The 15,394-nt window shown below is 72.9% G+C and carries 10 protein-coding genes; 4 read left to right on the forward strand and 6 right to left on the reverse strand.

The window, feature by feature from the left end:
* Positions 1 to 168: 168 nt before the first annotated feature.
* Positions 169 to 882: a TetR/AcrR family transcriptional regulator gene (locus AB0D53_RS10020; protein WP_362442746.1), complete on the reverse strand. Its 714-nt coding sequence runs from the start codon at positions 880 to 882 to the stop codon at positions 169 to 171.
* A gap of 171 nt (positions 883 to 1,053) precedes the next feature.
* Between AB0D53_RS10020 and AB0D53_RS10025 the strand changes: the two genes are divergently transcribed.
* From AB0D53_RS10025 to AB0D53_RS10035, 3 genes are all read left to right on the forward strand, one after another.
* Positions 1,054 to 2,505, forward strand: coding sequence for an APC family permease (locus AB0D53_RS10025; RefSeq protein WP_362442996.1), 1,452 nt, complete (start codon positions 1,054 to 1,056; stop codon positions 2,503 to 2,505).
* Positions 2,506 to 2,597: 92 nt separating this feature from the next.
* Positions 2,598 to 4,235, forward strand: a complete 1,638-nt coding sequence (locus tag AB0D53_RS10030) for an amidohydrolase (RefSeq protein WP_362442750.1) — start codon at positions 2,598 to 2,600, stop codon at positions 4,233 to 4,235.
* A gap of 55 nt (positions 4,236 to 4,290) precedes the next feature.
* A complete protein-coding gene (locus AB0D53_RS10035) occupies positions 4,291 to 5,718 on the forward strand; it encodes an amidase (RefSeq protein ID WP_362442753.1) in 1,428 nt (475 codons plus the stop codon).
* A 32-nt stretch (positions 5,719 to 5,750) separates the two neighbouring features.
* Here AB0D53_RS10035 and AB0D53_RS10040 read toward each other — a convergent pair whose 3' ends face one another.
* From AB0D53_RS10040 to AB0D53_RS10055, 4 genes are all read right to left on the reverse strand, one after another.
* The gene (locus AB0D53_RS10040) at positions 5,751 to 7,298 is read right to left on the reverse strand and encodes a trifunctional class I SAM-dependent methyltransferase/NUDIX hydrolase/VOC family protein (RefSeq protein ID WP_362442756.1); all 1,548 of its coding nucleotides are present in this window, start codon (positions 7,296 to 7,298) and stop codon (positions 5,751 to 5,753) included.
* A gap of 109 nt (positions 7,299 to 7,407) precedes the next feature.
* Positions 7,408 to 8,295, reverse strand: a complete 888-nt coding sequence (locus AB0D53_RS10045) for an alpha/beta fold hydrolase (RefSeq protein ID WP_362442759.1) — start codon at positions 8,293 to 8,295, stop codon at positions 7,408 to 7,410.
* Between the two features lie 183 nt (positions 8,296 to 8,478).
* Positions 8,479 to 9,486 (reverse strand): hypothetical protein, encoded by a 1,008-nt coding sequence (locus AB0D53_RS10050; protein WP_362442762.1) that lies wholly within the window; start codon positions 9,484 to 9,486, stop codon positions 8,479 to 8,481.
* Positions 9,483 to 13,004: a DNA polymerase III subunit alpha gene (locus AB0D53_RS10055; protein ID WP_362442765.1), complete on the reverse strand. Its 3,522-nt coding sequence runs from the start codon at positions 13,002 to 13,004 to the stop codon at positions 9,483 to 9,485. The genes AB0D53_RS10050 and AB0D53_RS10055 overlap by 4 nt, the downstream gene beginning before the upstream one ends.
* Before the next feature lie 141 nt (positions 13,005 to 13,145).
* Here AB0D53_RS10055 and AB0D53_RS10060 point away from each other — a divergent pair, with 141 nt between their 5' ends.
* Positions 13,146 to 14,183, forward strand: a complete 1,038-nt coding sequence (locus tag AB0D53_RS10060; protein ID WP_362442768.1) for a DUF3533 domain-containing protein — start codon at positions 13,146 to 13,148, stop codon at positions 14,181 to 14,183.
* An 18-nt stretch (positions 14,184 to 14,201) separates the two neighbouring features.
* Here AB0D53_RS10060 and AB0D53_RS10065 read toward each other — a convergent pair whose 3' ends face one another.
* A complete protein-coding gene (locus AB0D53_RS10065; RefSeq protein WP_362442771.1) occupies positions 14,202 to 15,308 on the reverse strand; it encodes a competence protein CoiA family protein in 1,107 nt (368 codons plus the stop codon).
* Between the last annotated feature and the right edge of the window lie 86 nt (positions 15,309 to 15,394).

Here is a 15,394-nt window from a genome sequence, read left to right on the forward strand (position 1 = left end):
GGCCCGTGACCGGGTGGGGCGTGGAGCGGTCGTGTCCGTGGTGCCGCGATCGGACTCCGGCCCCAAAGTCCGTGGTGCCGCCATCGGACTCCGGTCCCGAATCGATGTCAACAGCGTAGACGCAAGACCGGCCGAGGCTGTCCGCCCCGCCCGCGCCCGCGCCGGACTTCAGCCGCTCTCCGCCGCCTCGGGAAGCCTCGCCTCGGCGGCGTCGAGGAGCAGCTCCAGCGCGAACGGATAGCCGCTGAGCATCATGTCGTCGGCCAGCAGCCGCACGGTGGCGGCGATATGGGGGTAGGCGCCCGCGTCCAGGCGGCCGTAGCGGTGCTGCCACACCTGGAGATCGGCCGTCTGCGCGGGTGCCGGCAGGGCGAGGGCCGCCGCGTCCAGGGCCGCGAAGGCGAGCGCCTGGTCCACGAAGGCGTGGTAGATCCGTACCGCTTCCCGGTCGGGGAAGCCCGCCGACCGGAGTATGCCGAGGATCGCCTCCACGACCCGCGTCTCGTTGTTCCGCCCGGTCGTCCGGTGCGCCGCCAGCAGAGCGGCCTGCGGGTGCGCCTGGTACGAGGCGTGGACGCGCAGGCCCAGTTCGCACAGGTCGCTGCGCCACGCGCCGGTGGGCCGCCAGCCCTGCTGGGCACGGCCGATGAGCTCGTCGGCGACCGCCAGCAGCAGATCGTCGGTGTTGTGGAAGTACCGGTAGAGCGCACTGGGGTCGGCGCCCAGTGCGGCGCCCAGCCGCCGGACCGTCAGAGCATCCGCGCCATGCTGGCCGACCAGCCTCAGAGCCGTCTCCACGATGACCTGTTCGGACAGCACCGTGCCCTGTTTCGTCGGCCTTCTGCGCCGCCGCTGCGGCTCCGGAACCACGCGCTCATTCATGGCGCGGAGCTTATGACAACACCATTGACGTGTGAAGAGGGCAACGGTTTCATGACCTGCCATCCGGGCCCTCCGGCCACCTTCCCCTGAGCAAGGCGACGACCGTTGGTGGTACCAGTGAAGAACGCAAGCACCACGCCGGACAGCGGCGACCAGGCCCCACCGGCCGCGATGCGCAAGTCCATAGGCGTTGTCGACGGCATCGTCCTCGCCGCGTCGAGCACCGCGGCCACCAGCAGTATCGGCATCGGACTCGGCCTGATGGCGACCATCGTCGGCCTGCACCTGCCGGCGATCATGCTGCTGGCCTTCCTGCCCGTGCTGGGCATAGCCGGCGGATACGGCCGGCTCAACCGCGTAGAACCGAACGCGGGCAGCAGCTACCAGTGGGTCGGCCGCATCTTCAGTCCCTGGCTGGGCTTCCTGACCGGCTGGGTCAACGTCGTCGGCACCATCGTGTTCATGGCCTACACCACCACGATCACGGGCTCGGCGATCATCCAGCTGCTGGGTCAGGCCACCCTCCACAGCATCGGGGGCCTGACCCTCGACCCGGACTCCACCTTCCAGTCCACCCTGCTCGGCATGGCCGTCCTGGTCGCCGCCGCTCTGGTCGCGGTACGCGGACTCGACCTCGCGGCGCGTCTCCAGAAGTACCTGCTGATCTTCGAGTACGGCGTGCTGCTCGCGTTCTGCGGCTACGGTCTGTTCGCCGGTGACCAGCCCTTCTCGTTCCAGTGGTTCAACCCCTTCGACATCCCCTCGGCCGCCGCCCTCGCCCAGGGCATGGTGCTCGCGGTCTTCTGCTACTGGGGCTTCGAGTCGGTCTTCAGCGTCGGCGAGGAGGTCGGCGACCCGCGGGACGCCTCCCGCGGCGGGTTCATCGCGCTGACCGTCATGCTGCTCCTCTTCCTGCTCGCCGGCACCGCCTTCCAGCGGGTCCTGCCCCTGGACGAACTGGCCGACAACGGCGCGCAGGGACTCGCCTACTTCGGCGCCGAGCTCGCCGACCAGCCGCTGGCCGCCCTGCCGCTCATCGCCCTCATGTTCTCCGCGGTGGCGTCGCTCCAGGCCTCGGTCATCCCCACCGCCCGCGGGATGTACGCGATGGGCCGCGACGGCGTTCTCGGCCCCGTCTGGACGCGGCTGCACCCCAGGCACAGAACCCCCGCCGCCGGAACCCTGCTGATCACCGCGATCTCCCTGGCCCTCGCCGCGCTGGCGCTGGCCATCCCCACCGTCAGCGATCTGATATTCGCCGCCGTCAACGCGATCGGCATCGTCGTCGCCCTCTACTACGCCCTCACCGCCGCGGCCGCCGCGGTGCGCTTCCGCCATCTGCTGCGCACCTCACCGCTGGAGTCCCTGCGCGCCGTCGTCGGTCCGGTGCTGGGTGCGCTCACGCTGCTCGCCACCGGCGGCTACCTCGCCTGGACCTTCTACCGTTCCACCGATCACTTCGAAGTCTCCGCCGACAACGGATGGTTCGCACTGCTCGTCCCGGTCCTGATGATCGGCTCCGGGCTGCTGGCCGCCGCATGGGCCCGCTGGCACCACCGGTCGCCCTACTTCGTCCCGGCCCGCGTCCCCTCCGTCGACGTCGAGCCCAGCACCGCCGTGTGACGGTCCGCGCCGCCGACACGCGGTGCGGACCGTGACAGCTCGTTCCCTCCAGCGGCCCCCCTCGGACCGCCGACCCACCAGGAGCACCTCCCATGACCCAGGCCGATCTGGTCTTCACCCAAGGCCCCGTGCACACCGGCGACGCCGCCCGCACCCGAGCGAGCAGCCTCGCCGTCACCGGGGAGCGGATCTCCGCCGTCGGCCACGACGAGGTCCGGGAGCTGATCGGCCCGAAGACCGAAGTGGTCGACCTCAGGGGCAGACTGCTGCTCCCCGGCTTCCAGGATTCCCACATCCACGCCGTCTACGGCGGTCTGGAGCTCGCCGAGTGCGACCTCAGCGGCACCGTGGGGGCCGACGCATACCTGCGCCTCGTACGCGAGTTCGCCCAGGCCCACCCGGACAGCACCTGGATCACCGGCGGCGGCTGGTCCATGGAGAGCTTCGAGGGCGGCCTGCCGACCAGGCAGCTGCTCGACTCGGTGGTGCCGGACCGGCCGGTGTACCTGGTCAACCGCGACCACCACGGCGCCTGGGCCAACACCCGCGCGCTCGAACTCGCCGGCGTCGGGCGGGACACCCCGGACCCCGGCGACGGCCGGATCGAACGGGAGGACGACGGCACACCGAGCGGCGTCCTCCAGGAAGGCGCCACCGGCCTGGTGGCCCGGCTGGTACCCGAGAAGACCGCCGCCGACCGTCTCGACGGCCTGCTGCGCGCGCAGCGGCTGCTCCACTCGCTCGGGATCACCGGCTGGCAGGACGCCCTGCTCGGCGTGTTCAACGGCCAGCCCGACCCCTCCGACGCGTATCTCACCGCCGCCCGCGAAGGAACCCTCACCGCCCGGGTCAACGGTGCGCTCTGGTGGGACCGCGCCCGGGGCGCCGACCAGATCCCGGAGCTGGTCTCCCGCCGCGAGGAGCTGGCCCACGGCCGGTTCCGGGCCGGCTCGGTGAAGATCATGCAGGACGGCATCGCGGAGAACTTCACCGCCGCGATGACCACCCCCTACCTGGACGGCTGCGGCTGCGCCACCGCCAACAGCGGCCTGAGCTTCGTCGACCCGCTCGCGCTGCGCGCGTACGTCACCGAGCTCGACGCGCTCGACTTCCAGGTGCACTTCCACGCCCTCGGCGACCGCGCGGTGCGCGAGGCGCTGGACGCGGTCGAGGCGGCCCGCACCGCGAACGGCCGCCGTGCCACCCGGCACCACCTCGCCCACCTCCAGGTGGTCCACCCCGACGACATCCCGCGCTTCGCGGGGCTCGGGGCGATAGCCAACATCCAGCCGCTCTGGGCTTCGCACGAGCCGCAGATGGACGAGCTGACCATCCCCTTCCTGGGCCCCGAGCGCGCCGCCCGGCAGTACCCCTTCGGTTCCCTGCTGCGGGCCGGCGCCACCCTCGCTGCGGGCAGCGACTGGTCCGTGAGCAGTCCCGACCCGCTCGCCGGAATCCATGTCGCCGTCAACCGGATGCAGCCCGGGGAGACCGACGGCCGGGTCTTCCTGCCCGAGCAGCGGCTCGACCTCGCCACCGCCGTCGCGGCGTACACGGCGGGCTCGGCCCACGTCAACGGCATGGACGACGCCGGAACGCTGCGGCCGGGCCACCTAGCCGACCTGGTGGTCCTCGACCGGGACATCTTCACGGCGCCGGCCGAGCAGATCCACACGGCCCGGGTGCTGCAGACCTACGTGGGGGGATCGCGGGTGTACTCCGCCTCCTGACGGCCCCCCGTACCCGACTCCCAAGCCCCTCCGGTTCACCTCGAAGGACCCTCGTATGACCGACCTCACCGACCTCGCCCATCTGTCCGCCACCGAGGCCCTGCGCCGCTTCCGTGACCGCTCCCTGTCACCGGTCGAGCTGATGACCGCGGTCATCGCGCGTGCGGAAGCCGTCGAGCCGAAGATCAACGCCCTGGCCGAGCAGACCTTCGAGGAGGCGCTCGCCGCCGCCCGCGAGGCCGAGGCCCGCTACGGGGGCAAGGGCGAAGCACCCCGCGCACTGGAGGGCCTGGCCGTCGCGACGAAGGAGGAGCAGCCGATCGCGGGACGCCTCAGCACGGACGGCTCGCTGGCGTTCCGGGGGGAGATCGCCGAGCGGACACACCCGGTGATCGAGCGGGTCCGGGCCGCCGGCGGCATCGTGCACGCCCGGACCACGACCCCGGAGTTCAGCTGCGCGGGTTACACCCAGTCACGGCTGTGGGGCGTCACCCGGAACCCGTGGAACACGGAGTTCACCCCGGGCGGCTCCTCGGGCGGCGCGGGCGCCGCACTCGCGGCGGGCGAGACGACGCTCGCGACCGGCTCCGACATCGGCGGCTCGATCCGCATCCCCGCTTCGTGCACGGGCACGGTCGGCTTCAAGCCGCCCTACGGGCGCGTGCCGGCGATGACGCCCTTCAATCTCGACACGTACTGCCACGACGGCCCGATGGCGCGCACTGTCGCCGACTGCGCCCTGCTGGAGAACGTCATCGCGGGACCTCACCCGCTGGACGCCGTCTCGCTGCGGTCCGAACTCGTCCTGCCCGAGCGGTTCGAGAGCGCCGAGGGCCTGCGGGTGGCGCTCTCGGTCACTCTCGGGGACTGGCCGGTCGATCCCGAGGTCGAGGCCAACACCCGTGCGGTCGCTGAGGCGTTGCGCGCGGCCGGTGCCGTCGTCGAGGAGGTGGAGGTCCCCATCGCGCGGGCGGACGTGATGCGGGCCGCGATGATCCATTTCGGCTCGGTCTTCGGCCCGTACATCGCTTCGGTCGCCGCCGAGCACGGTGACCTGCTCACCACGTACGCGCTCGACTTCGCCCGGCGGGCCGCCGAGGCCGTCCGCGAGCCCGGCAGCTTCCTCCAGGGCCTTGAGCTCGAGGCCGGGGTGCAGACGACGCTCGGTGTGCTGCTGGACCGCTACGACGTCCTGCTGTGCCCGACGACCGCCGTCCCGGCGCTCAGGGCGGACGACGACCATCTCTCGACCAAGGTCGTGATCAACGGCGTCGAGCTGGACTTCTACCTGGAGTCCGCGATGACCACCCCGTTCAACATCGCCGGCCGCTGCCCGGTGCTGAGCGTGCCGTCCGGTTTCGCCTCGACCGGCGTGCCGACCGGGGTGCAGGTCGTCGGACGCACCTATGACGACACCACGGTGTTCCGCGTCGCGCGGGCCATCGAGTCCGCCCGGCCCTGGAGCCGCACCCCGGTCCTCTGACGCGGCACCGGCCGACCGGGCCCGAACGCCCCTCAGTCCCGGCGCCGCGCCCACACATCGGTGTACGGCGCCGGTTCCTCCGGTGCCGGGCGCGGCTGCCGGGCTCCGGCGACCAGCTCCACCTCGTACCCCGCGGCGTCCTCCAGATAGGCGGCGATGTGTCCGTCACCGCCCGCGTGCGGGTAGCGGTCCTCGAAGAGCGGCCGCCAGCCGTGCTCCGGGGCCCTGGCCACCAGGGCGTCGAGGGCGGCCCGGTCACCGACGTGGAACGCGAGGTGGTTGAGCCCGGGGCGGCGGCGGTCGTACGGCCCCGGGGCCAGGTCGGGCGACTGCTCGACCACCACATAGCTGTCGCCGCGCCGCCAGCTCCGCCCGTGTTCCCAGCGCTGGTACGGGAGATGGCCCAGCTCGCCCAGGAGCCAGCCCCAGCCCCGCTCGGCCACCGCCAGGTCGGGCACCCACAGCTCGATGTGGTGCACCCCGCCGGTGCCCGCCCCGCCGGCGGGCAGCGGGACCGCGCGGCGGATGCCGTGCGGCTGGTACGCCACGGTGTCGCCGTCCTCGTGCCAGTGGATCAGGAAGTGCTCGCCCGCGCGGTAGCCGTCGAGCGCCGCCCGCGAGTAGGCGACCATGTCGTCCGGCAGGGCGTCCAGCGCGAACCACGCCAGCTCGGAGCACTTGCCCGGCTCACGGTTGTACGGCTCGCGGCCGGGGTCGTACTCCGCCTCGAAGAACCAGCCGGTCCTGGGTCTGCCGCCGGGGCCGCGGTGCTGCATGACCAGGGCGACCCGCAGCTCGTCCGGACCGAGTTCGACACCGATCTCCTCGGCGGCCTCCCGGATCATCGCCTCGCGGACGTCCTCGCCGTCCTCGACATGTCCGGACGGGCCGTTGAACAGCCCGTCCGCGTACCCCGTGCCGGCCCGGCGGGCGAGCAGGACCTCGGGGCCGCGGCGGAGGATCAGATGCACATCGACGACCTCGGTGTGCCGGTGCGGCGGCTGGGCGCGGGCCACCAGGGCGTAGCGCTCGTCGTCGACCCGCTTGCCCCACAGCGCCGGATCGTCCGAGAGCCGCTCGTGGTGGATGCGTTCGGTGAACTCCGAGAGCAGTCCGGTCAGCCGCTCGGAGGAGAGGCCGACGCCGCCCCAGACGCCCTCGATCAGGATCAGCCGGCCGCCCGGCCGCAGCAGGGTGAACCAGTGGCGCAGGGCCCCGGCCGGGTCGGGCAGCAGCCACACCACATGTCTGACCATGATCACGTCGAACTGCTGCTTGCCGACCGGCGGCTGCGCCGCGTCGCCGACGAGCACCTCGGTGCCCGTGCCGGTGAGCTTGGCCCGGGCCTGCTCCACCATGCGCGGGGAGCGGTCGACGGCGGTGACCCGGTGGCCCTGCCCGGCGACGAGCAGGGCCAGGCTCCCGGTGCCGCACCCCAGGTCGAGCACCTCGGAGCGCCCGCCGGGCAGCCAGCTCTCCAGCCGCTGTGCCCAGGCGTGCCGGACGGCCGGGTCGAGCAGCCCGTGGTCGGGTTCCTCGTCGAAGGAGTCGGCTGCGGAGTCCCAGTCGATCGTCGTCATGGGTAGATCGTGCCAGCCGCCGCTGCCGTCCGGGCCGCCCGGTGCGGGGATCGCCGGTACGAGGGATCGCTCCCGGACCCCTCGTACCGCCGCTTCCCGCGCGTCGGTGCTATCCGACGGCCGAGGCGCAGGTGGTGGGGGTGGCGCGCGACGGGTCCAGGGCGTTCGCCACCTCGTGGAAGGCGATCCGGTCGACGGTGCCGATCGCCACGTGCTCGGAGAGGTCGACCGGGCACAGGTCCTGGAGCAGGACGTTGCGCACGTCCGGCCCGTCCAGGAACTGCGTGCGGTACGGGGTCACGACCTCGTCGTACCTGGTCGCGATGACGGTGTAGTGCACTCCGGGCACGGTGTCGGGGAGCGAGTTGAGCCTGGTGACGAACGGGGAGCCCGCCACCTGGTCGGCGAGGCCGGGTGTGCTGGCGTTCAGCAGGTCCTCCACTCCCGGGAAGTACGGCAGCAGTTTCGTCAGGCCGAGCAGGGTGGTGCCGTGGTTGTCGGGGGCGATCCCGATCATGGCGTTCACCTTGGCGGCGCCGCCCAGGAACTTGAGGTAGTAGTTCGGCATCATGCCGCCCTGCGAGTGGCCCACCAGGTCGGCCTTGTCCGCGCCGGTGGCGGCGAGCACCTTGTCGACGAACGAGGCGAGCTGGCCGGCCGACCTGTCGATCGGGCCGAGGCCGTTGAAGACCGGCACGCCGGGCAGCTGGCCGTAGTCGAGCGAGTAGACGCAGTAGCCCCGGTCGACGAGGTAGGGGGCGAGGACCAGCCAGTTGTCGATCGAGTTCCCGAAGGTTCCGTGGACCAGGACGACGGGGCGGGGATGGGCTGCGGAGGGCTTGCAGGAGTAGTCGTTCCAGCCGCGGGAGGCGGCCGTGGCGGGGGCGGCTGCAGCGGCAGTGGCCGTGGGGGTGGCGACTGCGGCGACGGCGAGGAGCAGTGCGGCGAGGGTCCTCCGCGCACGTGGGGTACGCGGCGCACGTGTCCAGGGCAGCATCGTGTGGTCTCCTTGCGGCTCAAGGGAGTTGCGATGTCTGTACACCCTGCGGCCCGGACCACAAGTCTGACTGCTGAATTCTTCCGTGTTCCCCGGTCAAATTACGCGCGAGTAAGGTGGCGTGGGAAGTTACGCGTCGGTAAAAAGTGGCGATCCCTCAGCCGGAGCGGTCCTGGGGAGGGTTCAGGCGGCGAGCCGCCCCGGTATCACGGCCCGTGGGCCGTACCTGGCCCGCAGCCGGTCCGCCACCGCCTCGATCCGGCGCGCCCGTTCGTCCACCGGGTCGAAGGAGAGCTGGTGCGGGGCCCGCTCGCCGTCCGTCAGCCCCTCGGCGCGCAGCCCGATCCCCCGCACCCGGGCCCGTTGCAGGGCGAACGAGTCATGGATCCGGTACGCGAGTGCGGTGAGCGCCGCGGAGTGGGCGGTGGGTTCGCGGAGCACACGGCTACGGGTCAGCGTCGAGTATCCGGTGCGGTCGGCGTAGCGCACAAGGACCGCGAGGCCGCGGCAGACCTGGCCGTCCCCGCGCATCCTGGCCCCCAGCTCCTCGGCGAGCGACATGAGGGCGCGGCGCTGCCGCTCCGGGTCCAGCTCGTCGCGCGGGAAGGAGCGTTCGGCGGCGATCGACCGGGCCGCGGCGCCCGGCACGACCGCCGTACGGTCGATGCCGCGCGACCGCTCCCACAGTTCGCGTCCGGTCCGTACGCCGGTGATCCGCTGCAGGGTGCCGAGCGGGGCCGCCGCGATCCGGCCGACGGAGTCGAGCCCGTATCCGCACAGGGTGCGGGCCGTCGCCGCACCGACTCCGTCCAGCGCCGCGGCCGGCCGGTCCGCGAGGAACTCCGCTCCCCCGCCGCCGGGCACCACGAAGGTCGTCCCCGGTGCGGCCTGCCGTGCCGCCGTCCGGGCCAGCATCGGGTTCTCCGCCGCCCCGATCGCGCAGTCCACGCCGTGCAGGGCGAGCGCGCGGATCCGGATCACCGAGGCCAGCCCCTTCGCGTCCTGCCCGAAGTAGCGCAGCGCGCCGCGCACATCGGCGAGCGCCCCGTCGGGCGGGACCGCCTCGACCACCGGGGTGAACGCGCCGAGCAGGGCGAGCAGCCCCTCGTAGCCGGCGCCGTCCGGGAGGCCGCCGCCGATCCTGCGGAACCGCAGGTACAGGATTCCCGGTGCGTCGGGTGCGGTGCTCATCCCGCGCTCCCCGGGCTCTGGTGCCACAGCTTCCTGCCGGTGGCGGCGCCCTCGCCGGGCGGCCGGAGGTCGGCCCAGGGGTTCATCTCGTACCCCGTCGGCAGCTGGATGCGGCGGCCGTTGTCACCGTCGCCGGGAGCCTCCCCGGCCGGGGGCCGTGCCGCCAGCCGGTCCGCGACCGCGTCGAGTCCGCCGGTGCGGCGCAGCTCGGCCAGCTCCGCCAGGTTCCAGGCGGCCGAGCCGACCACGCTCAGGCTCCGTGGTCCGCGCCGCTGCACCACTCCACGCACCAGCAGCAGCCAGGAGTGGAAGACGGTGTGCGCGCAGGCGGCGTGGCTGTCGTCGAAGAAGGCCAGGTCGACCAGGCCCGTACCGTCGTCCAGGGTGGTGAAGACGACCCGGCGGCCGGAGCGGACCGGTGGGGTCTGGGTGGCCGCCTTGGCGCCCGCGACCAGCACGGTCTCCCCGTGCCGCGCCTCGCGCAGCCGCTTGGCGGAGACCGCGCCCAGCTCCTTCAGGAAGGCCTGGTGATCGTCCATCAGATGGCGGGAGACGTCCATGCTCAGGACGCCCAGCTCGGCGCTGAGCCGTTCCGCGTCGTTGAGGTCGGGCAGGCCCACGGAGCCGGTCCGGTGCCCGCCGCCGAGGGGGAGCTGTGCGCCGGAGCCGCCGGAGCCCGTGCCCCGCTGGGCTCGGTGCAGTTCGGACAGGTGCAGCAGCAGATCGCGCCGGTTGGTGCCGAACGCGTCCAACGCGCCCACCCGGGCCAGCCGTTCGGCGGCCGGCCTGCCCGGCCTGGCCCGCTGCCAGAAGTCCAGCAGCGAGGCGTAGGGCTGTCCGGCCTCGATCCGGGCGACCTCGGCCCCGCCGATGCCATGGACGTCCGAGAGTGCGAGCCGCACTCCCCAGACGCCCTCCCCTCCCTCACCATCAGACACCAGTTCGATTCGATGGGTGGCCGCCGACCGGTTCACATCCAGTCCCAGCACCGGCACCCCGCGCCGCCGCGCGTCCGCGAGCAGCAGCCGCTTCGGGTACATCCCGGGGTCATGGGTGAGCAGCCCGGCGTAGAAGGCCGCCGGGTGGTGCGCCTTGAGCCAGGCCGACTGGTACGTCGGCACGGCGAAGGCGACCGCGTGCGCCTTGCAGAAGCCGTAGCTGCCGAACGCCTCGATGATCTCCCAGGTCCGGGCGATCACCTCGGCGTCGTACTTCCTCTCCGCCGCCCGCCGCGCGAACCACACCTTGATCCGGCCCTGCGATTCGGGGTCGGAGAGTCCTCGCCGCACCCGGTCGGCCTCGTCCCGGCCGCAGCCGGTCATGATGTCGACCATCTCGATGACCTGCTCGTGGAAGACGACCACTCCGTACGTCTCGCGCAGCGGTCCTTCCAGGTCGGGGTGCGGGTAGCGCGCGGGGGTCCGGCCGTGCCGGGCCTCGATGAACGGCCGGACCATGTCGGCGGCGACCGGCCCGGGACGGAACAGCGAGATGTCGACCACCAGATCGTGGAAGCCGGCCGGCTGGAGCCTGCCGACCAGGTCGCGCTGGCCCGGCGACTCGATCTGGAAGCAGCCCAGCGTCTCGGCGCTCCTGATCAGCCGGTACGTCTCCGGGTCGTCCGGCTCCACCGCGTCCAGGTCCACGTCCCGTCCCGAGGCCCGCCCGATCTCCGCGACCGCGTGCGCCATCGCCGACTGCATCCGCACACCCAGCACATCGAGCTTGAGCAGCCCCAGGTCCTCCACGTCCTCCTTGTCGAACTGCACCATCGGGAAACCGTCGCCGCTGGTGGGCACGGTGGGGGTGCGGCGCAGCAGCGTGGCGTCCGAGAGGAGGACCCCGCACGGGTGCATGGCGATGCCGCGCGGCAGCCCGTCCAGCGCCTCCACCAGCTCCCAGAGCCGCCCGTACCGGTCCTTCTCCCGTGCCACTTCGCGCAGTTCGGGCAGTTCCTCCATGGCCGCGCGGGCGTCGCGGGCCCGGATGTGCGGGAAGGCCTTGGCGAGCCGGTCGGTCTCGGCCGGGTTCATGGAGAGCGCGGCGCCCACGTCCCGGATGGCGTGGCGCACCCGGTAGGTCTCGGGCATGGCGACGGTCGCGACCCGTTCGGTGCCGAAGCGTCCGATGATCGCGCGGTAGACGTCGAGCCTGCGGGCGGACTCCACGTCGATGTCGATGTCGGGCAGCACGAAGCGGCGCCTGGACAGGAAGCGCTCCATCAGCAGCCCGTGCTCGACCGGATCGGCGTGCGCGATCCCCAGGAGGTGGTTGACCAGGGAGCCCGCTCCGGAGCCCCGGGCGGCGACCCGCACCTTCATCGCCCTTACGTCATCGACGACCTGAGCGACCGTCAGGAAGTAGGAGGCGAAGCCGTGGTGGGCGATGATGTCCAGCTCCTGGTGCATCCGCTCCCAGTAGTCGCGCCTGCGGTCGTAGCCGCGCAGCACCATGCCCGCGGCCGCGCGGGAGGCCAGCACCCGCTGGGCGGTGCGCCGCCCGGCGCCGACGAGCTCCGGTTCGGGGAAGTGGACGGAGCCGAGACCGAGGTCGCCCTCGGGGTCGACGACGCAGGCGTCGGCGGTGCGCCGGGTCTCCGCGAGCAGCCGCTCCCCGGCGTCCCGGCCGAGGCCCGCGGCCGAGGCGATCCGCCCGGCGGTCTCCGCCATCGCGCGGGCGTCCTTCAGCCAGCGTTCCCCGCTGTCGAGCGGGGCGCGGCGGGGGTCGACGGGCACCAGCCGACGGGCCGCGTCGAGCACATCGGCGACCGGGCCCTGCCCGGCGTCGGCGTACCGGACGGCGTTGGTCAGCACGGCCCGCACCCCCTGCTCGGCGGCGAGGCCGACGGTACGGGCGGCGAGCCGCAACGAGCCGGGCCCGGTGCCCTCGCGGCCGTGGTGGACGGCTTCGAGGCGCAGGTCGTCGCCGTAGATCTCCCGCCAGTCGGCGAGCAGCGCGGCGGCCCGGTCCGGGCGGCCGGCGGCCAGTGCCCTGCCGACGTCGGAGGCGGGACCGAGCAGCACGGTGAGCCCTTCGGCGGGCAGCTCGGACCGGCCGACCAGGGGCTGTCCGGCGCCGTCGGGCGCGGGGACGTGGGCGGCGGTGACGAGACGGCACAGCTCCGCCCAGCCCAGGGCGCCGTCCCGGGCGAGGAAGGTGACCCGGGGCGCGGATTCGTCGACGAAGGCGCCGCCGCGGACCGGGGTCCGCAGCCGATGCGTACGCCCGCCCTCTCCCGTATGCTCCGCCGCCGCGGAATCCACCGCGAGCTCCACCCCGAAGAGCGGCCGCACCCCGGCGCCCTCGCAGGCCTTGGCGAAGCGGACCGCGCCCGCGAGCGTGTCCCGGTCGGTCAGGGCCAGAGCGTCCATGCCCCGCTGGGCGGCGCGCTCCGCCAGCCGCTCCGGGTGCGATGCCCCGTACCGCAGGGAGAACCCGGAAACGGTATGCAGATGCGTGAACCCGGGCACCCGCACCTCCTGAACCGATCCGCACTCACCCCCCTCGCTCTCCACCATAGACCAAGTTTCGAACATTCGTACGATACCCGGAGTGGGGAAAGAGCCCCCGGCCCCGGGCCGGTGATCGGCGAGGGGTCCGGTCAGCCATTCGGTCCAGTCCCGACTGCACGAACGGCCGATGCCCCGGAGCGTGGGGGCATGACTTTCGCTGACGAGGTGAAGAACGCCGTCACTCCACGGGCCGCACTGCTCGTCATCGGCGTGCTCGGACTGCAACTGCTGTTCATCGCGTCCTACGTCGGGGCACTGCACAAGCCGAAGCCGACGGACGTGCCCTTCGGCCTCGTCGCACCCCAGCAGATCTCCGCGCGGCTCCTCACCGAACTGAAGGACCTCCCCGGCGGCCCGCTGGACCCCCGCACGCTCGCCGACGCGGCCACGGCCCGCGAGCAGATCCTCGACCGCAGGATCGACGGCGCCCTGATCGTCGACCCCAGGGGCACGACCGACACCCTGCTGGTCGCCTCCGGCGGCGGCACCTCGCTGGCCACCACCCTGACGAAGATCGTCACGGAGGTCGAGCGGACCCGGCAGCGCACGGTACGGACCGTGGACCTGGCCCCCGCCTCCGACCAGGACTTCAACGGGATCTCGTCGTTCTACCTGGTCGTCGGCTGGTGCGTCGGCGGCTACCTCTGCGCCTCGATCCTGGCGATCAGTGCGGGCGCCAAGCCCGCCAACCGTCAGCGCGCGGTGATCCGGACCGGCGTCATGGCGCTGTACTCGATCGTGGGCGGAATCGGCGGCGCGATCATCATCGGCCCGATCCTGGGCGCCCTGCCCGGAAGCTTCTGGGGCCTGTCGGGCCTGGGCGCGCTGACCGTCTTCGCGGTCGGCATGATCACTCTCGCCCTCCAGGCGCTCACCGGCATCGTCGGCATCGGCCTGGCCGTCCTGATCGTGGTGATCGCGGGCAACCCGAGCGCCGGCGGCGCCTACCCGCTGCCGATGATCCCGGACTTCTGGCGGGCGATCGGTCCCGCACTGCCACCCGGGGCGGGCACCTGGGTGGCGCGCTCGATCGCCTACTTCAAGGGCAACGCGGTCACCGGCCCCTTGCTGGTGCTGTCCGCGTGGGCGGTGGTGGGCACGGCCGTCACCCTCCTGGTCGCCATGCGCCGCACACCGGAGGAACTCAGCGGCGAACGGCCGCCGTTCGGCTCGAATCCCGCCTGACCGGGCCCCGCCGGCGCGTCACCCCAGGTCCTGCGCCAGCTTCTCCAGCCGGCCGGCCAGCGACTCCCCCTGGGCCGCGACCTTCGTGGCCCTGCCGGACCAGAAGTCCGCACTCGTCAGCCGCCCGTACCGCACGGCCCACGCCGCCGCCTCACTGTCCAGCCGCTCGGCCTTCGTCCGTAGACCGGCCTCCGCCGGTGCCGCGAGCACGTTCAGCTCCGCCACCAGACGTTGGACCTTCCGCACGAGCGGGCCGGCGCCCGGGCCCGGCCGACGGGCCGCACCGGCGGCGGGCCGCCGGCCGGAGGCGTCCGCCGAGGAGCCCCGCCCGGGAGCGAGGGACGCTTGAGCACCCGGAGCAACGGGCGCCCGGGCAGGGGCCGTACCGTCCGGCGCGGTCGGCGGCGCCACGGCGGGTCGGCTCGTGCGCCTTCGCCTCTCCGCACCCGGAACCCGCAGCCCCTCCGGCGTCATCGCGCAGGCGTCGAGCGGCACCCAGTCGGTGCTGCCCGACGCCTCCTCCGCCCTGATCCGGATACGCCGCGTCACACCCTCGGTCCCGAACCGGAAGCGGAGTACGTGGCCGAACCTCCCGTACATCTCCGCCACGGTCTCCGGGTGGACGGAACCCGGCCCGAAGACCCAGTCCAGGCTTGCCGCGTCGCGCTCCAGCTCCTCGCCCGCGGAACACCATTCGGGGTGCGTCAGCCTCCGGAACTGGAAGCGCACCCGCTGCCGGCTGCCACGGACCCGGAAGTCGACGGCGTCCCCCGGACCCGAACCCAGATCACGCAGCACGGCCCGCGCGTCGACACCGCTCCCGCGGGCCCAGCGCGCGAGGCCCTGCTTGATGAAGAGGTGGTCCGCGCTGTTCACGCCGTTGGCCCTGCGCCGGCAGGAGGCATTCGGCGCGTGGGCGAAGTGGCAGACCTTGTCCGCACAGAGCCGGTCGGACAGCTTGCTGCCGCAACCGCCGAGCTGGGTGCCGCACCAGTAGGTGTACGTCGGATGCCGCCGCCGCAGACGCCGGAGCTCGTCGGCCTCCTGCGGCAGGACGATGCCCAGACCCGATGCGGCACTGCCTATGACCGCGGTCTGCACCAGCCGACGATCCGGTCCGGCCATGAGGCCCCTCCCCGAACAATTCACATGATTCACCCCGACGGCGCAGATATTGAAACATGCGCTTCGTTCGCACGGTTCGCAGCACC

It is taken from the genome of Streptomyces sp. NPDC048295 (genome assembly GCF_040652135.1).
Classification (GTDB): Bacteria; Actinomycetota; Actinomycetes; order Streptomycetales; family Streptomycetaceae; genus Streptomyces.

Bases quoted from the DNA above. Each gene is read 5' to 3' on its own strand.
- AB0D53_RS10055 (WP_362442765.1), bottom strand. From the start codon at position 13,004: ATGGTGGAGAGCGAGGGGGGTGAGTGCGGATCGGTTCAGGAGGTGCGG.
- AB0D53_RS10060 (WP_362442768.1), top strand. From the start codon at position 13,146: ATGACTTTCGCTGACGAGGTGAAGAACGCCGTCACTCCACGGGCCGCA.
- AB0D53_RS10045 (WP_362442759.1), bottom strand. From the start codon at position 8,295: ATGCTGCCCTGGACACGTGCGCCGCGTACCCCACGTGCGCGGAGGACC.
- AB0D53_RS10030 (WP_362442750.1), top strand. From the start codon at position 2,598: ATGACCCAGGCCGATCTGGTCTTCACCCAAGGCCCCGTGCACACCGGC.
- AB0D53_RS10020 (WP_362442746.1), bottom strand. From the start codon at position 882: ATGAATGAGCGCGTGGTTCCGGAGCCGCAGCGGCGGCGCAGAAGGCCG.
- AB0D53_RS10040 (WP_362442756.1), bottom strand. From the start codon at position 7,298: ATGACGACGATCGACTGGGACTCCGCAGCCGACTCCTTCGACGAGGAA.
- AB0D53_RS10035 (WP_362442753.1), top strand. From the start codon at position 4,291: ATGACCGACCTCACCGACCTCGCCCATCTGTCCGCCACCGAGGCCCTG.
- AB0D53_RS10065 (WP_362442771.1), bottom strand. From the start codon at position 15,308: ATGGCCGGACCGGATCGTCGGCTGGTGCAGACCGCGGTCATAGGCAGT.
- AB0D53_RS10025 (WP_362442996.1), top strand. From the start codon at position 1,054: ATGCGCAAGTCCATAGGCGTTGTCGACGGCATCGTCCTCGCCGCGTCG.
- AB0D53_RS10050 (WP_362442762.1), bottom strand. From the start codon at position 9,486: ATGAGCACCGCACCCGACGCACCGGGAATCCTGTACCTGCGGTTCCGC.